Below are 22,166 nucleotides of genomic sequence, written 5' to 3' on the forward strand. Positions count from 1 at the left end.
AATGTGTAAGTAATTATACCGGCAGAGGCAATCGTTGTTCGATAATGCCGCCGCCGAGGCACACTTCGCCATTGTAAAAGACAGCCGACTGACCCGGCGTGACCGCCGCGACTGGCTCGTCGAAAATGACTTCAATACGCTCAGCATCCAGTGCCTTAACGGTGCACGGAATGTCGGTCTGACGATAGCGGGTTTTCACCGTGCAGCGCATGGTGCCGGTGAACGGTTCGCGATCGACCCAATGCAGCTGTTGCGCCACCAGCCCAACGGACATCAGACGTGGATGTTCATGACCCTGAGCGACAACCAGAATGTTGTTCTCAACGTCTTTATCCACCACATACCATGGATCTTCTGTCCCTTCTTTCGTTCCGCCAATACCCAGACCTTTACGCTGACCCAGAGTGTGGTACATCAGCCCCTGATGCTGGCCAATCTCTTCGCCGTCAACGGTGATGATTTTGCCTGGCTGAGCCGGCAGGTAACGACCAAGAAACTCGCGGAACTTACGTTCGCCAATGAAGCAGATGCCGGTGGAGTCTTTTTTCTTGGCCGTAATCAGACCAAGATCTTCTGCAATTTTACGCACCTGCGGTTTTTCCAGTTCACCGACCGGGAACAGGCTTTGCGCGATTTGCTCATGGCCGAGCGTATAGAGGAAATAACTCTGGTCTTTATTGCCATCGAGCCCACGCAGCAGGCGGCTTTTGCCGTCGACATCCGCGCGACGCACGTAGTGACCGGTGGCGATGTAATCGGCACCTAAATCTTCTGCGGCAAACTCAAGGAAGGCTTTAAACTTAATTTCTTTATTGCACAGAATATCCGGGTTCGGCGTACGGCCCGCTTTGTACTCTTCAAGGAACAGTTCAAAGACGTTGTCCCAGTATTCTGCGGCAAAGTTGACGGTATGCAGTTCAATACCGAGTTTGTCACAGACAGCCTGCGCATCCGCAAGGTCGGCGGCCGCTGTGCAGTATTCCTCGCCATCGTCCTCTTCCCAGTTCTTCATGAACAGGCCTTCTACCTGATAACCCTGTTGTTGTAACAGCCAGGCAGAAACGGAGGAATCGACACCGCCGGACATGCCGACGATCACTTTTTTTGGGCTTTCAGACATAGGAATACTCACGACATTGAACTTCAAGGCGGCATATTCTAGCACGCAGCCCTTTACTTGACACCCTCTGTAAACGGCCAGTTAAATTCGCCGATCATGGCCAGTGGGTAGCGCTGTCCGCTCTGATAACAGCGAATACTCTCTGCAACCAACGGCGAACGCAGGTTTGGCGCAGAGAAAATCTCTTCTGCGCTGACCCAGCGACAGCAATCTATATCGCTGTCATGGGGTTCTGTAGCGCACATATTGGCAAGCTCGATAGAGAAAAGAAAACGCAAAAAGGGCGTTCTGTCCGGCGCAATCCATTGATGCATACGAATGAAATGCTGCGGCTGCCCTTTAATGCCCGTTTCTTCCCACAGTTCGCGTGCTGCGGCTTGCACCAGCGTTTCATCGGCTTCCAGGTGTCCTGCAGGCTGATTCCACAAGGCTTTGCCATTGATCGTTTCTTCAACGACTAAGAATTTATCTTCTGCATGCACAATGCAGGCGACCGTGACGTGCGGTTTGAACATGTTTTCCCCTTATTCCTCAGCAAATCCTTCGGTAACATCAGGCCAGCTAATTTCACCGCTGGCCTTGTCGATACTGGTATAAGCCACGGGAGGTGACGTTTGTGGGTCGGCCCCTCCACGGCACAATGCGGTTTGATGATCCTCGCGCACGATAATTTCAATGGCCTTTTTAGCATTCCAGCTTTCATAAAAGATACATTGGTGGTCGTGACGTAGCCCAAGGGTGGCGACTCTTGTTGCTTTGTCTGTCGACAACGGGTTGATGTCGCCGCGATAGTGGTCACCGCTGTTTATAGCCTGTAACTGCGACTTTTTTAACCAGCCGCGTATGATTTGGCGATCGGTGGTGTAATAGACCGCTTCCATAAAATCATCGTTGGATTGTTCTTGTACAGAGACGAGGTCGCCGGGCACTAAAAATACGGACGGGCTGCGACACTGTTCGGTTGGCATCGCATAGAACCATGCGTGGGTGTCTCCTGTTACCTGATAGTGGTTTGCGGAGGAGGAGGGTAAGAACCCGCGCTGCGACATCGCTTTATTTGCCCATGTCTGGCAAGACGCGCTTACTGCAAGCGGACTGGATAACGGCGTTAACCCAACTACCGAGACCCAGCCTGTGGCGAAGGTTCCTTTAGCGTCCCGATAACGTACGTAACGATAAGGTTCATCTTTGGAAAGCATGCCCGTGCTTTTGTAGCGCTGTGAACTCCTGAGCACCTCGACGGTGTCGCCATTGACCATGAACGCGGGGAGTTGACACTCTGTTGCTGGTGCAGAATAGAAATGCAGGCGTGAGTCGGTTTTTACTTTGGCAGACTCATAAAGATAGTTTGCCTCTCCGGCTGCTGTTCCGGCAATCGTCTCACAGTCCAGTTTTGCTGAACAAAACGGTGACGCGCCGAGCAGGATGAATGCTGCAAAAAGCTGCTTATCCATTTTTTTCATTCTTCCCTGTTAACACTCACGTTAAACCGTACGGTTACGATTTCAGTTCCCGCCACTCGCCGTTAGCAAGATTTTCCAGCGTGTAATCCCCCATGGCATAGCGGATGAGGCGCAGCGTAGGAAATCCAACATGCGCTGTCATACGACGTACCTGACGGTTGCGACCTTCATATAAGGTAACTTTCAACCAGCTGGTGGGAATGTTTTTCCGTTCCCGAATCGGCGGATTTCTCGGCCACAGCCATACGGGTTCCTCTACTACTTCAATGCCTGCGGGTAGCGTGGGACCATCATTGAGCGTTACTCCGTTACGCAGGGCGTCCAGCGCTTCTGCTGTCGGCTCGCCTTCAACCTGGACGTAATAAATTTTCCCGGTACGCTTACCGGGTTGCGTTAACCGCGCCTGCAGCGCGCCGTCATTGGTTAGCACCAAAAGCCCTTCGCTGTCCCGGTCGAGACGGCCCGCCGCATAAATTCCCGGCACGGGAATAAAATCTTTTAACGTGCTTCTGCCAGCCTCGTCAGTAAATTGTGGCAAAACATCGTAGGGTTTATTGAACAAAACCACGCGTTTTGGCTGGTTTTCTTTACGCTGCTTAGTGACTTGTCGTGAGCTGAATCGCTCAACCCGGTGATTTCTAAAAGAAGTTTTTTGCATGGTATTTTCAGATTATATCAATTGCCGCATTATAGCCTAAGAACGAGTGTCTTTCATGGCGGCGAACAATAGGGTAGTATTGACACGCTCATTACAAATCATTAACAAAAAGTTGCTCTAACGCATCCGTGTAGCAGGACGCAAACGCACATGCAGCGTGATGACAGACGAGCAGAACCAGAAGCGCTCGAAGGAGAGGTGAATGGAAAGCAAAGTAGTTGTTCCGGCGGAAGGTAAGAAGATCACCCTGCAAAACGGCAAACTCAACGTTCCTGAAAATCCGATTATCCCGTTCATTGAAGGCGACGGTATCGGCGTTGATGTAACCCCACCGATGATCAAAGTTGTCGATGCTGCTGTCGAGAAAGCCTATAAAGGCGAGCGTAAAATCTCCTGGATGGAAATCTACACCGGCGAGAAATCCACTCAGGTTTATGGCCAGGACGTCTGGCTGCCTGCTGAAACCTTAGATCTGATTCGTGAATATCGTGTTGCCATTAAAGGCCCTCTGACCACCCCTGTTGGCGGCGGTATTCGCTCTCTGAACGTAGCTCTGCGTCAGGAACTTGACCTGTATGTCTGCCTGCGTCCGGTGCGTTATTATCAGGGCACACCAAGCCCGGTTAAACACCCTGAACTGACCGACATGGTCATCTTCCGCGAAAACTCCGAAGATATCTACGCGGGTATCGAGTGGAAAGCTGACTCTGCCGATGCTGAGAAAGTGATTAAATTCCTGCGCGAAGAGATGGGCGTGAAGAAAATCCGCTTCCCGGAACATTGCGGCATTGGTATCAAACCGTGTTCTGAAGAAGGGACTAAACGTCTGGTGCGTGCAGCGATTGAATACGCCATCGCCAACGATCGTGATTCAGTTACCCTGGTACACAAAGGCAACATCATGAAGTTCACCGAAGGCGCGTTCAAAGACTGGGGTTACCAGTTAGCACGTGAAGAATTCGGTGGTGAACTGATCGACGGCGGTCCATGGGTGAAAATCAAGAACCCGAAAACCGGTAAAGAGATCGTGGTTAAGGACGTTATCGCCGATGCGTTCCTGCAACAGATCCTGCTGCGCCCGGCTGAGTATGACGTGATTGCCTGTATGAACCTGAACGGTGACTACATCTCCGATGCGCTGGCCGCACAGGTGGGTGGTATTGGTATCGCGCCGGGTGCAAACATTGGTGACGAATGCGCTCTGTTCGAAGCAACCCACGGTACTGCACCGAAGTATGCAGGTCAGGATAAAGTGAACCCAGGTTCCATCATTCTGTCTGCTGAAATGATGTTACGCCACATGGGTTGGGTAGAAGCGGCTGACCTGATTGTTAAAGGTATGGAAGGCGCGATTAACGCGAAAACCGTAACCTATGACTTCGAACGTCTGATGGACGGCGCTAAGCTGCTGAAATGTTCAGAGTTTGGTGACGCGATCATCGAAAACATGTAATCCAGATCTTGGGTTGTATGAGAACGGGAGCCGAGAGGTTCCCGTTTTTTTTACCTGCAAAATGCTTTCCTGGCGCTCATACTATTAAACTCATTTAAATAGCACTGAAGAACAAATTTTTATCTTTGCCATTACAATTTTATTTTTTGATAAAAATTTCCATGGCTGTCAATATTTCTTTATTTAACTCTATTCGGGTATGAGAACTAACTATAATTGAGTGGTGTTTGTATCTTATTGATTATCAGATGGGAAATAATCATTTTAACAATAAGGAAAATATTGGGAATATGTAAAAGGAATAAGCATTTTAAGATTTTTTTTGCTCTAATTTTAAATCCATTTTTATCAGCGTGTTATGACAGTTGATTATTCTGAATATTAGTAATGTCCAAAAAAGAACATTTTCTCCGATTGATGTTTTTTTACCTTTCTGTTTTTCTGTTGGCAACATGCTTGAGAAATAAAACTCAAAGCATGATTCCTTATTATGTGTGTTACTTACTATTAGTTGATGATGAAAATGGTTATTAAAATGCTAAGTTTAAAAACAGGTTTAGTGGCTGTTACATTATGTTTTGCTATGACAGTTTATGCAGGAGAAAGCGTAGTCACCGGCGGTTATGTACATACCCGGACAGATGGACAGAACCTTAATGGTTTTAACGCTAAATATGGTTATACCCCAGATGAGAGTGATTTTGGTGTTATGACATCCTTAACCATTTCAGCAAATGACGATAATGATATAGATCGTGGTTATGGTTCTGCATTAGTCGGCGCAAGTTATAAAGTAAATGATGTGGTAAAACCTTATGTAATGGCGGGTATTGGGAGAGGTGCGATCAAAGCTAATGGTGAAACTGACACTTCTACAGGTTTTGCCTATGGCGCTGGTATTCAGTTTATCCCCATTGCAGGTTTCACTGTTGATGCAGGCTATGAAGGTTCTAAGGTCTTTGGCGCACAAGCTAATAGTATTGTAGTCGGCGCCGGCTGGACATTCTAAGGTTATTTATATGAATAAATTAATGATAATATTGGTTGCGTTTTCTGCTGTTTCCTTGATGTCTGGTTGTGTATCAGAAGAACAACGCTTAGCAAAGTGCGAAGCGAAGGGAATTAGCCGTGATGTTTGTTATCACGAAGAAAAAGAATATTGGAATAATTACAGTGCTAATATGAGTCGACTGCAGGCAGCTAATACACAAGCGGATGCTTTCAAAGAGGCTATGAGTGATCACAAGAAACATAAGCATCATGATGACGATTAATATTTAAGAACACGCACATACGGTCTTGAGTGCTTATGTTCTTAATATTTTAATCATCTATTAATTATTCAAATGGTTTTGCTCAGGCATCACTCTCAAAAGCGTATTATCCTTCTGTATATAGTGATGAAATAATGCAGCGCCAGCATGGGCTGCAATCAGAAAGTAACAGATATCGGCGAACTGACTTCCCCCAAAGCCAGAGTTTTTTTGATAACCATGGCCTTACTTTGGTTTGAGAAAAACGCTTCGTCTGCTGTGTGCGATCATTCTTTTGATGAAAGTTTGTACGGAAATACATGCAGAGCGTTGGCTGCGATGGGGTAAACTCCCAGGCCTTCTGTTCTGGCTTTGATTTCCTCGAAAGAGAGTGAAGGGGATGGTTCTCGTCCGCCCCACAGATTAATGCCCTCAGGAACATCGTCCCGACTGTACTCCTCGGCGATCTCGATGGTTCCGCCACTATTCAATTCGATGACAACGCTTTTTCCGTCAACAGGAATCAGGTGCCCGTCATTGTCAGTGATAAAGATTTTCATTTGATTACCTCTTATTAGTGCATTCCTATGATAGCAAAATTGGATGAGGTGCAACGCCGGTTTTGTACTGCAAATTTCAGTAATGATTTTATCAATAAATTAGTAAGTTACGTTGTTATTGAGGAAATGTGACTGGGCGCATGGCGACTTTTGTTTCTGTCTACCATGCTCTGTAGAGATAAATTAGAACACGTCAATGCTCATCGCAACGACTGATCAGTTTTCGCTACAGGACATGAGAATGCGCAAAGCACTTTTACCGGTAACCGCTGCGGTGTGTCTTTTTTTGATCGGTGTTTTTATTCTTAATATGCAGCTTTGGTATTCATCTTCGACAGAAACCCTTGGAGGAGCCCGATATGCCGTTAAAAATATGGATAACATACTTGATGAAGCTTTCCAGGCAACCCGTACCGCAAGGCATATTGCTGAAAAAAAATGTGATCTGGAGGGACAATACCAACTTGGAACCGAAGCTGCACTTCGCCCTCATTTGCGAACGCTGATCATTATCCGGCAGGGGAAGGTTTGGTGTACGTCATTGCCGGGGAATAGGATTTTACTTAAGCAAATCCCCGTAATTGCTGATACAAATTTGTTGCTGACTCCCGCAAGAAATACGGAAAATGAGATACCTGTTCTGCTGTATCAAACTCGTTTTCAAACCAGTCGTATTATTGTCACTATTAGTGGGGTGCATATTCGAGGGGCTCTGAAAGTTCCGTTAAAGGGAGTAGCATACTCATTGCTGGTGGGTGACAACGTACTTGGTTTATTGGGCGATGTGAAAACCGTTACAACAAGCGCACGTGCGTCTGGTCAACTTAATTCCGCAAAGTATCCGTTCAGTATTATTTATAATAAACCGCCACTGTTTAGTGCAAAAAAGCTGGTTACACAGGGTTCAGGGATTCTGGTTTTTATCCTGTTAATGTCTTTTGCAGCCGCTTATGCCATTGATAAGTATCTGAACAAGAACGATACCCCTGAAGAAACGTTGCGCAGGGCGATAGTAAAAGGAGAGATCGTGCCTTTTTATCAACCTATCGTAAATGGTCGCGAGGGGACGTTACGCGGTGTTGAAGTGCTGGCCCGATGGAAACATCCAAAAGCCGGGTATATCTCTCCAGCTTCCTTCATTCCCGTCGCTGAAAAATCAGGCCTGATAGTGCCACTAACTCAAAGCCTAATGAGGCAGGTCGCGGAAAACATGAACGCCATTGCCAGCAAACTGCCATCCGGCTTCCATGTCGGCATTAACTTCAGCGCATCCCATATCACATCCCCTACATTCGTGCAGGAGTGCCTGCATTACAGGGATAGCTTTAACCGCGATGACCTCAATCTGGTAATCGAAGTTACTGAGCGCGAGCCGTTAGATGTGGATGAAGATCTTGTGCAGAGGCTCAATATCCTGCATGAGAATGGCTTTGTGATTGCGCTGGATGATTTTGGTACGGGCTATTCTGGGCTTTCTTATTTGCATGACCTGCACATTGATTACATTAAAATCGATCAGAGCTTTGTGGGAAGGGTAAATGAGCTTCCCGATTCAACCCGAATTTTGGATTGTGTTCTCGACTTGGCGCGCAAGCTGTCTTTAAGCATCGTTGCTGAAGGGGTTGAAACGAAGGCTCAGCTTGATTATCTCAACAAAAACAACATTGTTTTCCTGCAAGGGTACTATTTCTATAAACCAGTAACCTTCACTGAGTTCGTCATGATTCTGCTGTCAAAGCCTAAAGTGAAGGTTTTTGTCGAATAAATACAAGATAACCTAATTGATGAAAAGTGAGCATGAAATCTGCTTCGGTAGCAAAAATCCGACGATTATCTTTATCGTGAGGCAAATCTCGGATTCTGTTATTTAAAATCTATACCCTTATCGATGTGGTGGTTATTTGTGTTTTCATATACAGCAACTGGATAATGGTATGGCAGATATAACATTCGCGATGGAGCGTGATTCAAGTCACAAAGCGGCGAAAAATAAGTTGGATGTGCGAAGCAAAGCGAAGAACACAAATCGCAATCAGCTTGCGATTGCCGCAGTCCTGTTTTTAGGCGGTATCGTCGGGATTATTGTTTTGGCATTATATCTAATGGTGCAGGAAGGGGTATTTCTGTATTAATTGTTTAAATATTCTTATATGTTAAAATAAGATGATGATTATATCTTGTGTCTTCTCTCAATAATATTCTGCTGGTCGGGGTATTAGTGTGCCCCGACCAGCAGGATCTTATAAAATTAGAACTGATAATTTAAAGATACCCAGTAGTTACGACCAGGGTTTACGTATCCGGTAGTGGATTGTGCAGTCTGATAATAATCACCTGCGTAGGTGCTATTGCGGCCCACCTGGTACAATTTGACCTCACTAAAGTCTTTATCCAGCACGTTATTAACCGCCGTATTAAGCGTCAGATCTTTGGTCAGCTTATAAGACATCCCCATGTCGACAACGGCCCAGGCTTTTAAATCAGCGCCTTTATCGTCATAGACGGCCTTTTGTACCGCACTAAGGTTGTCGTAATTTTCGGTAAAGCGTGGGGCTTTGCCGCGATAACGTGCGCTGAGCCAGGCGTTCATATCTTCCGTTGCCTGCCAGTTCAGACGGGCGTTAGCCATATGTTTTGGTGTGTAACTTAATGGCGCGCCTTTATTGTCACCATCTTTTTGCTTGCTCTGAGTGTAGGTGTAGTTGAGAGATAAGGTCAGCACATCCGACCATAGAGGGAAGGTGCTGGCAAATTCAACGCCATCGGTTCTTGCCTTGCCGCTGTTGGTATAGCTGTTGGTATTATCATCGATAGAATATGAGACAATTTTATTTTTGTATTCGGTATAGAAGCCGGTAATGTTGGCGTTAAGCCCGGCGTCGTTCTCGTAATACAGCCCGGTTTCGTAGCTGATACTTTCCTCAGGTTTGAGGTCCGGGTTACCGACCGTATTCACCGTTCCCTGTGCGGTTACACCGCTGATCCCGTTATGCAACTGGCTTAGTGATGGTGCTTTATATCCTGTCGTCACGCCGCCTTTGAGCGTCCAGGCGTCGGAAACGTCCCAGACCATATAGGCACGCGGGCTGAGATGACCGCCAAAGACATCGTTATGCTCATAGCGTGTTCCTGCGGTTAAGGCCAGCGAGTCGAGAATATGCCATTCATCTTCCGCATAGGCTGCCCACGTTTTTTGATGGAACGTCTCGCCGGTATTGGCCAGCACCACACCATCTTTCATCCGTGCATCCCAGTATTCTCCGCCAAGGGTTAAGAGGTGTGAATCACCTAATGGCGTCAGCAGCACTGAGTCAAGAATGACGTTGGTGTTCTTCAGTTCACGCGCGTCACCGGCCCGGCCTGCGTTCTCTGGCGTGAGTGCGGAAGATACCAATTGCCGGCCTTTGTTTTCGGTTTCATTCCAGCCGAGGGAGGATTTCCAGGTGCCGAACGTTAAGGCTGTATCGTGGCCGAGGGTCACTTTGTTACGCTCATAGCGTAGCGTTTTATCATACCCCCCTGTCAGGTTGCCCAACTGCCCGTCATCGTTGTCATAGCGCTGTCTGGCGGAGTCGAGATCTAACCATAACGTATTGTTCTCGTTGGTTTTCCAGTCGAGACGCGTGCCAATATTATAGTTTTCCGACTCGGTAGGATAAGGTACGCGGGTGGAGGAGGTATCGCTGAGGGAGGTGACGCTGGAACCCTGACGCTGGGTTGTGCTCCCCCGAACCTGCATATCCAATACGCCCGCAATCAACGGGCCGCTTGACCAGAAGTTGGCGACCGTACTGTTACCCCATTTATTACTCTCTTGCAGGTTAACGCCGGTATTGATGGAAGTGCTCCATTTATCGGTGCTTTTTTTGGTGATGATATTCACCACGCCACCGATTGCGTCGGACCCATAAAGCGTCGACATCGGGCCGCGGATCACCTCAATATGATCGATCGCCGCCAGTGGGGGCATAAAGCTGGTATTCATGGCAGAGAAACCGTTTGGCGTTACGTCGCTGCTGCCGTTTTGACGAATACCGTCAATCAGGATCAAGGTATAGCTGGCAGGCATGCCACGGATGCTGATCTCCAGACCGCCGGTTTTACCGGTGCTGCTTTCAACATCTACCCCTTCAACAGAACGCAGGGCTTCACCTAAGTCATTATATTTATTGGTTTGTAACTCTTGCTGAGAAATAACAGAGACGCTGGCGGCGGCATTGGTGATTTTCTTTTCATAACCGGAAGCGGTTACCACCATGACATCTTCAGCAAATACCAGGGGGCTGGAAAATCCTAAACAGGACAGAACGACAGAGGCAACAGGTTTTAAACGCATAGTCAAACTTCCTTTGTTAAAAATTCAAAGGCAGTAAGATAATTGATGGAAATGATAATACAAATAATTATCATTACAAATTTACATAACTTGTCACTTCTGGTGTTTTTCTTGAATAAATATACATAAATTGTCATGAGTTTTAGATAAGGAATTAGCAGGAAGGGACAATAGTCCGCACAGGCAATTATTAGTTCGGGATTAATATTCCTGTGAATAAATGGCGAGGGATTAACCTATTTTCTGAGATTCACATCGTACTCATAACGGAGTATCAGAAAAAAGTATGATAATTTTAGAAAATCGTCATACTTTTCTGCGCCGCATCATTTTTTTCATCATTTCTGTCCGCCATAATCCATTCCCCAGGAGACTGCTTAACGACGGTAAATCGTTATGCGGCATAAAAATAACGTAAATCTGGATAACATAATGATCAAAGGCAAGCTGGCACTGCTTACGTGCGCATTGACTCTCGCATTAACCTCACCACTTCTTGCCGCGCAAAATGCGAGCGAAGGGCAGACGTTAAAACTGGCAATTGGACCAGAACCAACGGAAGGGTTTGACCCGATGCTGGGCTGGAGTCATGGCAGCTATTTGCTTTTGCATGCACCATTATTAAAACAAAATGCAGATATGAGCTGGGGAAACCTGCTGACGGAAAAAGTAGAGACCAGCGCAGACGGCAAAACCTGGACATTGACGTTAAAACCTGACCTTAAATTCTCTGATGGTTCCCCGCTAACCGCTGAAGATGTGGTGTTCACCTATAACAAAGCAGCAAAAAGCGGCGGCAAAATCGACATGGGAAACTTCACCCATGCCAGCCTGAAAGATAATCGCACGGTAGAAATTACGCTAAATAGCCCACAGAGCACCTTTGTGAATGTGCTGGGTTCTTTGGGTATTGTTCCGGCGAAACGGTATGACGAAAAAACATTTGCCAAAAATCCGATTGGCGCGGGTCCTTATCGGCTGGTGAGTTTTCAGCCGGGACAGCAGTTGATCGTGGAGGCTAACCCCTGGTATGCCGGTAAGAAAAATGATTTTAGTAAGCTGGTGTTTGTCTTCCTTGATGAAGATAACGCTTATGCCGCAGCGCGCAGTGGCCAACTGGGACTCGTACGTATCGCGCCGTCGATGGCGGTCGCTCCTCAGCAGACAAATTTGAAACTTTGGGTACGCGATAGCGTGGAAAACCGGGGCATTGTGTTCCCGATGGTTCCTGCAGGTAAAAAAGATGCCAATGGCTATCCGATTGGGAACGATATCACGGCCGATGTTGCCATCAGGCGCGCCATCAACTATGCCATCGATCGTAAGCAGCTTGCCGATCAGGTCATGGAAGGTCATGCGATTCCTGCGTATAGCGCAGTGCAGGGGCTGCCGTGGCAGGGGCAATCCGTTGCGTTCAAAGATGGTGACAGTGAAAAAGCACGTACGATTCTGGAAGAAGCCGGCTGGAAGGTAGGTAAAGATGGCGTGCGAGTGAAAGACGGCAAAGAGGCTCGACTGACTTTATGGTACGCCAGCGGTGACAGTACGCGCCGGGATTTAGCTGAGGCCGTACGTGCGATGCTGGAACCGTTGGGAATTCAGGTATCACTACAGTCCGGAAGCTGGGAAACTGTTGAGCGTCACATGCATGCGAACCCGACACTATTTGGTTGGGGAAGTCTGGATCCGATGGAGCTTTTCCATCATTACAGTAATCAGGCCGCGGGCGTGGAATATTACAACCCAGGCTATTACAGCAATCCTGTTGTTGAACAGCATCTTAAACAGGCTATCGACGCCCCAGACTGGCAAAAGGCGTTGCCTTTCTGGCAACAGGTGGAGTGGGATGGCAAGCAAGGGGCTGGCGTGCAGGGCGATGCTGCCTGGGCATGGCTGCTGAATATTCAGCACACCTACCTGGCAAATCCGTGTATTGATTTAGGCAAAGGCGCACCGGAGATTCACGGTAGCTGGTCACTGCTCAATAATCTAGACGAATGGACCTGGACCTGCCGTTGATGAAATCTGTTGTGGGCCATTTTCTACGGCTGATAGTGTTATTAGTGCTGGTTGCGGCTGGCACTTTTGTGCTACTCAGCTTTTCTCCAGTCGATCCGATTCGCGCTTATATTGGCAACGATCTCCTGCATGTGCCGCCGGAGCAATATGCACGCATTGCTGCTCGCTGGGGATTGGACCAGCCGCTATGGGAGCGTTTTGGTCACTGGTTTTTACGGGTATTGCAGGGCGATCTCGGCTATTCCATGTTGTTTAATGCGCCGGTTGCCAGCGTGATCAAGGAACGCTTTTCCACCTCGTTTACGCTGCTTGGCGGCGCGTGGCTACTCTCCGGCATATTGGGAACGGCAATGGGGTTTGTCGCGGGTCGCTACCTGAATCGCTGGCCGGACAAAGCAATCTGTCGCCTCAGCTATCTGCTCTCCTCGTTGCCGACCTTCTGGATTGGCATGTTGCTGCTGGCGTTATTTGCCGTGCGCTGGCCGGTATTTCCGGTCTGCTGCGCATGGGAGCCGGGTAACAGCGGCGATATGGCCATGCTGACCGAGCGTCTGCGCCATCTGGTGCTTCCCGTTTGCGCGCTCAGTTTGCTGGGACTGGGACAAATTACGCTTCATACGCGGGAAAGCATCGCCAGCGTAATGAAAAGCGAATTTGTCCGTTTTGCACGTTCCCAGGGAGATAAAGGCTGGTCACTGTTACGCCATCAGGTTCTGCGTCATGCAATTACGCCTGCGCTGTGTTTGCAGTTTGCCTCACTGGGAGAACTGCTGGGAGGTGCACTATTGGCCGAAAAAGTCTTCGCGTATCCAGGACTGGGGCAGGCCACCATTGATGCCGGATTACGCGGCGATCTGCCGTTACTGATGGGGATTGTGTTGTTCAGTACCGTACTGGTGTTCATTGGCAATTCGCTGTCTACCTGGCTTGTCCGTATGTTGAACCGTGCTCTGGAGCGACCTGATGCTCTATAACCCGACGCCGACGCTAATTCGTCTTTTGTTCTCTTTCAGCTGCCTGTTATTCATTGCAGTGTATGGTGCCGCAATGCTGGATAATCCGTTGAGCGTTAATCTGCTTGCCCGTCATCTTCCACCTGATGCGATGTATTGGTTTGGCACCGATAATCTTGGTCGCGATCTGTGGATCCGTTGTTTTCAGGGGGCACTAACCAGTCTGCAAATTGGTATTGGTGCGGCGTTGTGCAGTGGCTTGATTGCGTTAATGATGGCGGCGGTTTCGCGCATACATCCGCGTCTGGATGTGCTTATGCGCCTTATAACTGATGCCATGCTGTCGATGCCGCATCTGCTATTGCTTATTTTGATCTGTTTTACGCTGGGCGGCGGGAAAAACGGGGTAATCATGGCGGTTGCACTAACGCACTGGCCGCGTCTGGCGCTAATCCTGCGTGCTGAAGCGCAGCGCGTGGCCCACAGTGACTATCTGACGTTGACCTGGCGTCTGGGGCACGGCCATTTTTACTGCTGGCGGCATCACTATCTACCGGCGTTGTTACCCCAGTGGCTAACGGGAACATTGCTGATGTTTCCCCATGCAGTGTTGCACAGCGCGGCGTTAAGCTTCCTCGGTTTTGGACTGGCACCGCATGAACCGTCGCTGGGCCTGCTGCTGGCGGATGCGCTGAGGTTTATCAGTCATGGCGACTGGTGGTTAGTGCTGTTTCCTGGACTGATGCTGTTCAGTCTGGTGATGTTATTCGATCAGCTCGCAAGGGCGGTGCATCGTTTATGGTTACGAGGTGACGCATGTTGAGTTTAAGGCAGGTCTCACTGGACGTGGCGCGTTATCGCTGGTATGGCGCGAAAAACTGGTCTTCGCTGTTGCAGGATATCTCTTTCGACGTAGCGCCTGGTCAGATGGTGGCGCTAGTTGGAGGAAGTGGAGAAGGTAAAAGCCTATTGCTGCAATGTCTGCTCGATCTCTTACCAGACAATTTGCGTTTCAACGGCGTTATTACCCTGGAAGGTAAAACGCTGGACAGTGATGACATTCGCAAATGTCGTGGCAATACCTTTAGCTACGTCCCGCAAGGTATTCAGGCACTTAACCCGCTGCTCTCGATTGAAAAGCATCTGCGCAGGGCATGCCAGCTTTCTGACCAGCAATGGAGTGCCGGAAAAATTGAACGATTGCTCCAGCGTAGCCGACTGGAAAGTCGCGTATTAGATGCTTTTCCGCGTCAGCTTTCAGGCGGTATGGCAAAACGTGTTCTGGCCTGTCACGCGTCTCTGAGTCAGGCTCGCTATATTCTGGCGGATGAAATTACCGCCTGGCTTGATGCACCTCTCGCTAATCAACTGCTTGAACAGTTGCGTGAGCAATGTGAGCAAGGGGCTGGCGTTTTATGGGTAACGCATGACCTCACGCTGGCGGCCCGCCATGCGGATCGTATTGTCGCTCTGCATCAGGGAAGGGTGTCGGATAACGTCAGCCGGGAACAGCTGTTACGCGGAGAGATTAGCGAACACCTGCAACGACAATGGCGGGCGCTGCCTGAAAGAAATCAACTTTTTGGAGAGCGCGATGCTGTGCTGTCGTGATGTAACAATCCGTCAGGGGGAAAAGGTTCTGTGGCAAAATCTGACCTTTTCTCTACGCCCTGGAGAACGTATTGGGATTTGTGCGCCCAGTGGAACTGGCAAAACGACGCTGGGACGCGTGCTGGCGGGCTGGCAGAAACCAACTTCCGGTGACATTCTGGTTGATGACCAACCTTTGCCGATGCACCAGTATTGCCCGGTGCAACTGGTGCCACAGCATCCGGAATTAACTTTTAACCCCCGACGCAGCACCGGTGATGCGGTGTATGATGCATGGCGACCGGATGCTGCAATGCTTACCCGTCTTCACATCAATCCAGAGTGGTTAACCCGCCGTCCCGGACAACTTTCTGGTGGTGAACTGGCGCGAATTGCTTTACTTCGCGCGCTGGACCCGCGGACACGTTTTCTTATTGCCGATGAAATTACTGCCCAGCTTGATCCTTCTATTCAACGGGATATCTGGGCGCTGCTGCTTGAAGAATCTCAGCGTCGGCCATTGGGTATGCTCATTATCAGTCATCAGCAGGCACTGCTTGATCAGATCTGCACGCGAGCGCTACTCTCTTAGGTCTCTTTCGCATTTCAGGCAAATAACTAACGTGATCGTAAAAACTATCGCTGTGGCTGCGCTAATGTACGGGGCGGGTGCTTTTGCAGCACATGCTTCCTTTCAGGTGGGTTTTTCACCGGAAGGGTCGGCTCGGGCTTTAGTGCTGGATTCAATCAACCATGCGCAGCACAGCATCGATATGATGGCTTATTCATTTCAGTCTGCAGATATTGTTCAGGCATTGGTCAACGCTGAAAAGAGAGGCGTTGTGGTTCGGGCTGTTATCGATAAGAAACGAAACCAGGGTAAGGTGAGCCAGAAGGCCATCGCTTTTGCTGCCGCGAATGGGGTTGATGTTCAACTGGATGGTCACTACCACATCCAGCATGACAAGGTAATGATTATTGATGGCGACACGCTGGAAACCGGTTCGTTCAACTTTGCCAAATCCGCAGAATTTGCTAACTCTGAAAATGTGTTAGTTATTCGTGACGAACCTGCCGTTGTTGCGCAGTATCAGGCCCATTTTGACAGCCGTTGGAAAATCGCGCACCAGAGCGGTTAAATGTTTCACAACGCCGTTGATTTAAATGTGATGTTATATTATAACATTTCACTCGCAATTGATTTGAGGGTGAAATTTTGGCTATTCGTTTTAAGAAACTGACAATCGCTCTGGGGATGCTTTTAGTCAGTAGTTCGGTTCTGGCGCATGGTCATCATTCCCATGGTGCGCCAATGAGTGAAGCAGAACAAAAGGCGTCTGAAGGGGTATTTGATGACAACCAGGTGCAGAACAGGGCGCTGACCGACTGGGATGGCATGTGGCAATCTGTCTATCCGTATCTGGTCAGCGGCGAGCTTGATCCGGTGTTCAAAAAGAAAGCGGAGAAAGATAAAAGCAAAACGGCAGAACAAATCAAAGCGTATTACCGTACAGGCTATGCAACCAACGTAGACACTATCGGTATTGAAAATGGCGTGATGGAGTTTCATACCGGGAATCAGGTTGCATCATGTAAATACGACTATGCCGGATATAAGATCCTGAATTATAAATCAGGCAAGAAAGGTGTACGGTATCTGTTTGAGTGTAAAGCTGCTGACAGCAAAGCGCCAAAATATGTGCAATTTAGCGATCATATTATCGCGCCGCGTAAATCGAGCCACTTCCATATCTTTATGGGAAATACCTCGCAGGCAGCTTTGCTTGAAGAGATGGAAAACTGGCCTACCTATTACCCTTATCAGTTGAAGGGAGAAGAGGTTGTGGATGAGATGCTGCACCATTAATCCGGGCTAACCTTATCTGTACACACCCGTCACCAGTGGCGGGTTTTTTAATTCATAACCTTTTCTTTCCATCACCCGATGCATTCGTTAGCATATTGTATCGCAGCAAGTGCATGTGTTTTTTCAGGAAGAGGTTAACGTGTTCGCAGAGTATGGAGTTCTGAATTACTGGACGTATCTGGTGGGAGCCATTTTTATCGTGTTGGTACCGGGGCCAAATACGATATTTGTGTTGAAGAACAGCGTCGGTCGGGGAGTGAAGGGTGGTTATCTCGCCGCAAGCGGTGTGTTTATCGGTGATGCCGTGCTGATGTTTTTGGCCTATGCCGGTGTTGCCGCATTGATCAAAACAACGCCTGTTTTGTTCAATATCGTTCGCTATCTTGGCGCGTTTTATCTGCTGTACCTAGGTGCGAAGATCCTGTATGCGACACTGAAATCGAAAGCAAGCGACGCCGCACCTGAGGAAGTCCCGTTTGGCGCTATTTTTAAGCGAGCATTAATTCTGAGCCTGACGAATCCCAAAGCTATTTTGTTTTATGTTTCGTTCTTTGTGCAGTTTATTGATGTCAATGCACCGCACTCAGGGCTGTCATTCTTTATTTTGGCCATTACGCTTGAAGTAGTGAGCTTTTTCTATCTGAGCTTCCTTATTTTCTCCGGTGCGTTTGTGACGCAGTATATTCGCACGAAGAAAAAACTGGCCAAAGTGGGTAATTCCCTAATCGGCCTGATTTTCGTTGGTTTTGCCGCTCGTCTGGCCACGCTTCAGTCGTGATGCCAATGGCCCGCTGGTTGCGGCGGGCCTTCAATATGACGCTTTGCTTTTCATTTATAATTGTAGGGTTATAACCAATAAATGGTATTTTAAATGTATATTTTGAGGCGTACCCTGTGTACAGCAGCGATTCAATAAGACTCGCTGGTTGTCGACTGGAAAAGGGAAGAAAAATGCTTCAAATTCCACAGAATCATATCCATACACGCTCTACACCATTCTGGAACAAAGAAACCGCGCCTGCCGGAATTTTCGAACGCCACCTTGATAAAGGAACTCGTGCTGGGGTTTATCCACGACTTTCGGTTATGCAGGGGGCGGTCAAATATCTCGGATACGCCGATGAACACAGTCCGGAACCAGTAGAGGTGATGGTTATTGAAGCCGGTCAGTTTGGCGTTTTTCCGCCGGAAAAATGGCATAACATCGAAGTGATGACCGACGACACTTACTTTAATATCGATTTTTTCGTTGCCCCGGAAGTTCTGATGGAGAGTGCAAATCAACGAAAAGTCGTGCGCACCGGCAAGGAGTAAATCATGGGCAAAGCAACCTATACCGTAACCGTGACCAATAACAGCAACGGTGTTTCTGTTGATTATGAAACAGAAGCGCCGATGACATTACTGGTGCCGGATGTGGCAGCAGAAGTGGTCAAAGACTTGGTCAATACCGTTCGTTCGTACGATACCGAGAATGAGCATGAAGTCTGCGGATGGTAGGTATTAAATACTCTTACTGATTGAATACAAAGAATTTTAATGTACTAACCGCACAGCGTTTTGAAGGCGCTGTGCGGTTATTTTATTTGTGTTGAACGTAGTGATGTCCGAAAAAAGATTCCTTAAGAATACCTTAAGAAATCCGCATTGAATGCTAATTGTCGATCATTCACAGGAGTTATGATCGCAAAAAAGTAACAATACAGAACATCGCGCTTATGAAACTGAATACCCAAATTACATTCCCCACACTTATTCTAGGACTGGTCATTGTGGCGATCCCGTTCACCGCGAACTGGAATCTTCCGCTGCTTAACGGCACTGTCGTCAGATGGATCGAAAATGGGCAGGCGCTATGGCTACTGTTTGGTGCGGTATTTACCCTTGGCTATATCCGGCCTTTATCACGACCTGAAGGCGAGAAGCAATTTTGGCTTTGGGCAGCCGCGTGGTGGTTGGTATTGCTGGGGAGAAGCACCAGTTGGGGCCGCGACTATTTCCCGGAGCAGCCTAAACTTCTGTTCAGAGCTATCTCTGTTGTAATGATTTCCATGATTATTCTGCCGGTGCTGTTGTCGAAGCGCTTACGCCTGGATATTGTCCGACGCGTGCGTAATGAACCGCTACCGCTCTGGCTGCTGGCGAACACCGCCTGCGCATTTTTGATTTCCGATACGGTAGAGCATCATCGTCTGCTGGCTCCCATCTTCCTGCACAATGCCCAATATGGCGATATGATTGAAGAATTGTACGAACTGCCGTTTATGGCTGGCCTGTTTCTGATGAACCTCGGTTTTATGCAGCGGGATATGCAGGAGGAATCTGCCTCCATCCGTTTCAGTGAACCTCACTTGGTAAAGTAATGAGATAAGACCTGAGTCTGGGTAACCAGACTCAGGTGGCGATGGTGGAGAATTACGCAATGGCCTCACATAAGCGTGATTTCATGTCGCTATACGATTGAGCGGCATACTTTTCAGCCCATCTCTGATCGCTAATGTGCTCGATATTTACGGCACAATATTTGGTTTCCGGCGTTTTCGAGATTGGATCGAGGTTATCCTGGGTCAACTCGTTGCATGCACCAATCCACCATTGATAGGTCATATAAACCGTTCCGGAATTGATGCGCTCGGATACATCCGCACGGCTGATGACCTTACCCCGACGCGAGCTGACCCACACCAGATCACGATGACGGATACCGAGTTTTTCGGCATCATGGGTATTGATTTGCACATATCCTGGTTCATCAGCCAACGCTTGTAACGCTGCGCAGTTACCGGTCATAGAGCGACAGGAGTAATGCCCAACCTCACGCACGGTACACAGTACCAGCGGATAATTGTCATCCGGAACTTCTGCGGGCGCTCGCCACGGTGCGGCAAACAGTTTGCCTTTGCCGTTGGCGGTATCAAACTGGCTGTGTGCGTAAAGGTATGGCGTACCAGGACTATCGAGATCCGGGCATGGCCACTGAACATGCCCCATTTCCCCCATTTTCTCATAGGTCACGCCGTAGAACAGTGGGCACAGCTCGCGCATCTCATCCCAGATTTGCTGGTTATTTTGATACTGCATTGGATAGCCCATTTCGCTGGCCAAAAGGCTGATGATCTCCCAGTCACGTTTTACATCAGCGGTGGGTTCAATCGCTTTCTCAAAACGCTGGAAGCCGCGATCGGCGCAGGTAAAGACGCCGCCATGTTCGCCCCATGAGGTGGCGGGCAGGAGAACATCGGCCATTTCCGCTGTCTTAGTCATGAAGATGTCTTGCACGACGATAAAATCGAGCGCGTTAAACCCTTCGCGGACCAGGCCCAGGTCGGCCTCGGTTTGCAGCGGATCCTCTCCCATGATGTAGTAGGCTTTTATTTTGCCTTCGATAGCCAGGTGTGGAACTTCAGTGATGCGCGTTCCAACCTTGTCATCCATCTGATTAACGTCAATGCCCCATGCGCTGGCGAATTTTTCCCTGACTGCGGAATCGGTCACGTCCTGATATCCCGGGAACTGGTTAGGTAGTACCCCCATATCGCACGCACCCTGCACGTTATTTTGCCCGCGCACCGGACCAACGCCGACGTTAGGGCGACCCAGATTCCCGGTCAACAACGCCAGGCTCGATAAACCGCGAACCACATCAACAGCCTGACCAAACTGAGTGACGCCCATCCCCCACATTACGGTTGCCGATGGTGCTGCGGCAAATGTACGCATTGCCTGACGAACCTGCTGTGCGGGAACGCCGGTCAAATGTTCAACCGCTTCAGGCGCATAGTCTTTAACGGTTTCCCAGTATGTTTCCAGCCCTTCCGCATGCTTTTGCACATACTCGCGATCGTAGAGTTGCTCTTCGATAAGAACATGACCAAAGGCATTAACCAGAGCCATGTTGCAACCGTTTTTCAACTGCAAATGTTGGTCAGCAATACGAGCGGTTTCAATACGACGTGGGTCGCAGACAATGATTTTTGCGCCGTTCTGGCGAGCTTTAATTACCCGGCGGGCTACGATTGGGTGCGAGTCGGCGCAGTTATAACCAAAGATCAGCAGACATTTTGAATTTTCAATGTCGCTGATGGAATTGCTCATGGCGCCATTGCCTAACGTTTCTTGTAATCCGGCAACGGAAGGACCGTGACAGACGCGGGCACAACAATCGACATTATTGGTATGAAGTACACCACGTGCGAATTTTTGCATCACGTAGTTAGTTTCATTTCCGGTTCCCCGGGAGGAGCCGGTGGTCATGATGGCGCGAGGACCATAGGTTTTTTTGATTTCAGACAGGCGTTTTGCGGTGTAACGAATGGCTTCATCCCAGCTAACGGGCGTGAATTTGCCACCTTTTTCATAACGGATCATCGGGCGAGTCAGACGGGGAGTCAGGAGGCGAGTGTCGTTAAGAAAGTCCCAACCATAATAGCCTTTCAGGCATAACTGATTTTGGTTCGTTACACCCTCTGCGGCTTCGGCACGGATGATTTTGTTATTTTCGACAACAAGCTTGAGCTTGCACCCGGCCCCACAATATGGGCAAACACTGGTGATTTTTTTCATCAATAACAGACCTGTTAAATGCTGAAATAGCGCGAATTGTAGACGCAGCCACGCGATAAGCACCGCGGACTACGATTTGTCGTAGCGACGGGTTGTTAAAGCATAAAGTGTGCCAGAAGTGAAAACCCAGCAATAACGGGGCTGACGGCAAAAGCGTTGAGCATAATGACTGACGATTCGACATTAATGACGAGGAGCGGCAAAAATTTAGCCTACCGGTCAGCAGTCATAACCTTATGAAACATCGGAAAAAGATGAAAATATGAAGTGATGACGATCACAAATTTTAATTTTTCAGCGCTATGCTATGCTTTTATACAACGAGTGAATC

The 22,166-nt window shown here is 48.5% G+C and carries 23 protein-coding genes and 1 pseudogene; 16 read left to right on the plus strand and 8 right to left on the minus strand.

Features of this window, described 5'->3' with window-relative positions; genetic code table 11:
- Positions 1-13: 13 nt before the first annotated feature.
- From mnmA to rluE, 4 genes are read right to left on the minus strand one after another with little or no spacing between them, the layout of a single operon-like run.
- A complete protein-coding gene (gene mnmA / locus OGY71_RS11630) occupies positions 14-1,120 on the minus strand; it encodes a tRNA 2-thiouridine(34) synthase MnmA (RefSeq protein ID WP_003832402.1) in 1,107 nt (368 codons plus the stop codon).
- A gap of 53 nt (positions 1,121-1,173) precedes the next feature.
- The gene (locus OGY71_RS11635) at positions 1,174-1,635 is read right to left on the minus strand and encodes an NUDIX hydrolase (RefSeq protein WP_003832403.1); all 462 of its coding nucleotides are present in this window, start codon (positions 1,633-1,635) and stop codon (positions 1,174-1,176) included.
- A gap of 9 nt (positions 1,636-1,644) precedes the next feature.
- On the minus strand, positions 1,645-2,583 hold the full coding sequence (locus OGY71_RS11640; protein ID WP_286613341.1) for a hypothetical protein: 939 nt from the start codon (positions 2,581-2,583) through the stop codon (positions 1,645-1,647).
- 34 nt (positions 2,584-2,617) lie between these two features.
- Positions 2,618-3,241 (minus strand): 23S rRNA pseudouridine(2457) synthase RluE, encoded by a 624-nt coding sequence (gene rluE, locus OGY71_RS11645; RefSeq protein WP_003832405.1) that lies wholly within the window; start codon positions 3,239-3,241, stop codon positions 2,618-2,620.
- 202 nt (positions 3,242-3,443) lie between these two features.
- Between rluE and icd the strand changes: the two genes are divergently transcribed.
- The 3 genes from icd to OGY71_RS11660 all read left to right on the plus strand — a co-directional run bounded on the left by icd (position 3,444) and on the right by OGY71_RS11660 (position 5,968).
- Positions 3,444-4,694, plus strand: a complete 1,251-nt coding sequence (gene icd / locus OGY71_RS11650; protein ID WP_003030769.1) for an NADP-dependent isocitrate dehydrogenase — start codon at positions 3,444-3,446, stop codon at positions 4,692-4,694.
- 535 nt (positions 4,695-5,229) lie between these two features.
- A complete protein-coding gene (locus OGY71_RS11655; RefSeq protein ID WP_231912249.1) occupies positions 5,230-5,703 on the plus strand; it encodes an outer membrane beta-barrel protein in 474 nt (157 codons plus the stop codon).
- Positions 5,704-5,713: 10 nt separating this feature from the next.
- The gene (locus OGY71_RS11660; RefSeq protein WP_003832408.1) at positions 5,714-5,968 is read left to right on the plus strand and encodes a hypothetical protein; all 255 of its coding nucleotides are present in this window, start codon (positions 5,714-5,716) and stop codon (positions 5,966-5,968) included.
- Positions 5,969-6,028: 60 nt separating this feature from the next.
- Here OGY71_RS11660 and OGY71_RS11665 read toward each other — a convergent pair.
- A pseudogene (locus OGY71_RS11665) lies at positions 6,029-6,151 on the minus strand (cytochrome b); the annotation flags it as partial.
- 83 nt (positions 6,152-6,234) lie between these two features.
- A complete protein-coding gene (locus tag OGY71_RS11670; RefSeq protein ID WP_003832409.1) occupies positions 6,235-6,507 on the minus strand; it encodes a hypothetical protein in 273 nt (90 codons plus the stop codon).
- Between the two features lie 241 nt (positions 6,508-6,748).
- On the opposite strand from OGY71_RS11670, the gene pdeG reads away from it, so the two are divergent.
- Together pdeG and OGY71_RS11680 are read left to right on the plus strand one after the other, a co-directional pair.
- On the plus strand, positions 6,749-8,272 hold the full coding sequence (gene pdeG / locus OGY71_RS11675; RefSeq protein ID WP_063941462.1) for a cyclic di-3',5'-guanosine monophosphate phosphodiesterase PdeG: 1,524 nt from the start codon (positions 6,749-6,751) through the stop codon (positions 8,270-8,272).
- A 169-nt stretch (positions 8,273-8,441) separates the two neighbouring features.
- A complete protein-coding gene (locus OGY71_RS11680; RefSeq protein ID WP_003832412.1) occupies positions 8,442-8,639 on the plus strand; it encodes a hypothetical protein in 198 nt (65 codons plus the stop codon).
- 116 nt (positions 8,640-8,755) lie between these two features.
- Here OGY71_RS11680 and OGY71_RS11685 read toward each other — a convergent pair whose 3' ends face one another.
- Complete coding sequence (locus OGY71_RS11685; protein ID WP_286613345.1) at positions 8,756-10,843, minus strand: TonB-dependent receptor; 2,088 nt, start codon at positions 10,841-10,843, stop codon at positions 8,756-8,758.
- 396 nt (positions 10,844-11,239) lie between these two features.
- Here OGY71_RS11685 and OGY71_RS11690 point away from each other — a divergent pair, with 396 nt between their 5' ends.
- The 11 genes from OGY71_RS11690 (at position 11,240) to OGY71_RS11740 (ending at position 19,635) form a co-directional block, all read left to right on the plus strand.
- Complete coding sequence (locus OGY71_RS11690; RefSeq protein ID WP_197385048.1) at positions 11,240-12,862, plus strand: ABC transporter substrate-binding protein; 1,623 nt, start codon at positions 11,240-11,242, stop codon at positions 12,860-12,862.
- On the plus strand, positions 12,862-13,836 hold the full coding sequence (locus tag OGY71_RS11695) for an ABC transporter permease (RefSeq protein WP_197385047.1): 975 nt from the start codon (positions 12,862-12,864) through the stop codon (positions 13,834-13,836). Before OGY71_RS11690 ends, OGY71_RS11695 begins: the two co-directional genes overlap by 1 nt.
- The gene (locus tag OGY71_RS11700; RefSeq protein WP_003832419.1) at positions 13,826-14,638 is read left to right on the plus strand and encodes an ABC transporter permease; all 813 of its coding nucleotides are present in this window, start codon (positions 13,826-13,828) and stop codon (positions 14,636-14,638) included. The genes OGY71_RS11695 and OGY71_RS11700 overlap by 11 nt, the downstream gene beginning before the upstream one ends.
- Positions 14,632-15,426, plus strand: a complete 795-nt coding sequence (locus OGY71_RS11705) for an ATP-binding cassette domain-containing protein (protein WP_126956065.1) — start codon at positions 14,632-14,634, stop codon at positions 15,424-15,426. The genes OGY71_RS11700 and OGY71_RS11705 overlap by 7 nt, the downstream gene beginning before the upstream one ends.
- The gene (locus tag OGY71_RS11710; protein WP_003832423.1) at positions 15,410-15,997 is read left to right on the plus strand and encodes an ATP-binding cassette domain-containing protein; all 588 of its coding nucleotides are present in this window, start codon (positions 15,410-15,412) and stop codon (positions 15,995-15,997) included. The genes OGY71_RS11705 and OGY71_RS11710 overlap by 17 nt, the downstream gene beginning before the upstream one ends.
- Positions 15,998-16,028: 31 nt before the next feature.
- Positions 16,029-16,544, plus strand: coding sequence for a phospholipase D family nuclease (locus OGY71_RS11715; RefSeq protein ID WP_149335796.1), 516 nt, complete (start codon positions 16,029-16,031; stop codon positions 16,542-16,544).
- A gap of 77 nt (positions 16,545-16,621) precedes the next feature.
- A complete protein-coding gene (gene zinT / locus OGY71_RS11720; protein WP_003832427.1) occupies positions 16,622-17,272 on the plus strand; it encodes a metal-binding protein ZinT in 651 nt (216 codons plus the stop codon).
- A 139-nt stretch (positions 17,273-17,411) separates the two neighbouring features.
- The gene (gene leuE / locus OGY71_RS11725) at positions 17,412-18,050 is read left to right on the plus strand and encodes a leucine efflux protein LeuE (RefSeq protein WP_003832429.1); all 639 of its coding nucleotides are present in this window, start codon (positions 17,412-17,414) and stop codon (positions 18,048-18,050) included.
- A gap of 173 nt (positions 18,051-18,223) precedes the next feature.
- On the plus strand, positions 18,224-18,586 hold the full coding sequence (gene yeaR, locus OGY71_RS11730) for a DUF1971 domain-containing protein YeaR (protein WP_003030735.1): 363 nt from the start codon (positions 18,224-18,226) through the stop codon (positions 18,584-18,586).
- Positions 18,587-18,589: 3 nt separating this feature from the next.
- Positions 18,590-18,772: a DUF1869 domain-containing protein gene (locus OGY71_RS11735; RefSeq protein WP_003832433.1), complete on the plus strand. Its 183-nt coding sequence runs from the start codon at positions 18,590-18,592 to the stop codon at positions 18,770-18,772.
- Between the two features lie 218 nt (positions 18,773-18,990).
- Entirely contained in the window at positions 18,991-19,635 is a 645-nt protein-coding gene (locus tag OGY71_RS11740) for a hypothetical protein (RefSeq protein WP_003832436.1), read from the plus strand.
- Positions 19,636-19,687: 52 nt separating this feature from the next.
- Here OGY71_RS11740 and fdhF read toward each other — a convergent pair whose 3' ends face one another.
- On the minus strand, positions 19,688-21,835 hold the full coding sequence (gene fdhF / locus OGY71_RS11745; RefSeq protein ID WP_003832438.1) for a formate dehydrogenase subunit alpha: 2,148 nt from the start codon (positions 21,833-21,835) through the stop codon (positions 19,688-19,690).
- Between the last annotated feature and the right edge of the window lie 331 nt (positions 21,836-22,166).

The sequence above is a fragment of the Citrobacter sp. Cpo109 genome, from assembly GCF_030332565.1.
Classification (GTDB): Bacteria; Pseudomonadota; Gammaproteobacteria; order Enterobacterales; family Enterobacteriaceae; genus Citrobacter; species Citrobacter portucalensis.

What these genes read in the sequence shown, in the direction of transcription:
- yeaR (WP_003030735.1), top strand. Translation starts at nt 18,224, where the DNA reads ATGCTTCAAATTCCACAGAATCATATCCATACACGCTCTACACCATTC.
- OGY71_RS11670 (WP_003832409.1), bottom strand. Translation starts at nt 6,507, where the DNA reads ATGAAAATCTTTATCACTGACAATGACGGGCACCTGATTCCTGTTGAC.
- OGY71_RS11635 (WP_003832403.1), bottom strand. Translation starts at nt 1,635, where the DNA reads ATGTTCAAACCGCACGTCACGGTCGCCTGCATTGTGCATGCAGAAGAT.
- OGY71_RS11735 (WP_003832433.1), top strand. Translation starts at nt 18,590, where the DNA reads ATGGGCAAAGCAACCTATACCGTAACCGTGACCAATAACAGCAACGGT.
- pdeG (WP_063941462.1), top strand. Translation starts at nt 6,749, where the DNA reads ATGCGCAAAGCACTTTTACCGGTAACCGCTGCGGTGTGTCTTTTTTTG.
- OGY71_RS11700 (WP_003832419.1), top strand. Translation starts at nt 13,826, where the DNA reads ATGCTCTATAACCCGACGCCGACGCTAATTCGTCTTTTGTTCTCTTTC.
- fdhF (WP_003832438.1), bottom strand. Translation starts at nt 21,835, where the DNA reads ATGAAAAAAATCACCAGTGTTTGCCCATATTGTGGGGCCGGGTGCAAG.
- OGY71_RS11695 (WP_197385047.1), top strand. Translation starts at nt 12,862, where the DNA reads ATGAAATCTGTTGTGGGCCATTTTCTACGGCTGATAGTGTTATTAGTG.
- mnmA (WP_003832402.1), bottom strand. Translation starts at nt 1,120, where the DNA reads ATGTCTGAAAGCCCAAAAAAAGTGATCGTCGGCATGTCCGGCGGTGTC.
- OGY71_RS11685 (WP_286613345.1), bottom strand. Translation starts at nt 10,843, where the DNA reads ATGCGTTTAAAACCTGTTGCCTCTGTCGTTCTGTCCTGTTTAGGATTT.
- OGY71_RS11705 (WP_126956065.1), top strand. Translation starts at nt 14,632, where the DNA reads ATGTTGAGTTTAAGGCAGGTCTCACTGGACGTGGCGCGTTATCGCTGG.
- OGY71_RS11680 (WP_003832412.1), top strand. Translation starts at nt 8,442, where the DNA reads ATGGCAGATATAACATTCGCGATGGAGCGTGATTCAAGTCACAAAGCG.
- rluE (WP_003832405.1), bottom strand. Translation starts at nt 3,241, where the DNA reads ATGCAAAAAACTTCTTTTAGAAATCACCGGGTTGAGCGATTCAGCTCA.
- OGY71_RS11740 (WP_003832436.1), top strand. Translation starts at nt 18,991, where the DNA reads ATGAAACTGAATACCCAAATTACATTCCCCACACTTATTCTAGGACTG.
- icd (WP_003030769.1), top strand. Translation starts at nt 3,444, where the DNA reads ATGGAAAGCAAAGTAGTTGTTCCGGCGGAAGGTAAGAAGATCACCCTG.
- OGY71_RS11690 (WP_197385048.1), top strand. Translation starts at nt 11,240, where the DNA reads ATGCGGCATAAAAATAACGTAAATCTGGATAACATAATGATCAAAGGC.
- OGY71_RS11655 (WP_231912249.1), top strand. Translation starts at nt 5,230, where the DNA reads ATGCTAAGTTTAAAAACAGGTTTAGTGGCTGTTACATTATGTTTTGCT.
- OGY71_RS11710 (WP_003832423.1), top strand. Translation starts at nt 15,410, where the DNA reads ATGCTGTGCTGTCGTGATGTAACAATCCGTCAGGGGGAAAAGGTTCTG.
- OGY71_RS11660 (WP_003832408.1), top strand. Translation starts at nt 5,714, where the DNA reads ATGAATAAATTAATGATAATATTGGTTGCGTTTTCTGCTGTTTCCTTG.
- OGY71_RS11640 (WP_286613341.1), bottom strand. Translation starts at nt 2,583, where the DNA reads ATGAAAAAAATGGATAAGCAGCTTTTTGCAGCATTCATCCTGCTCGGC.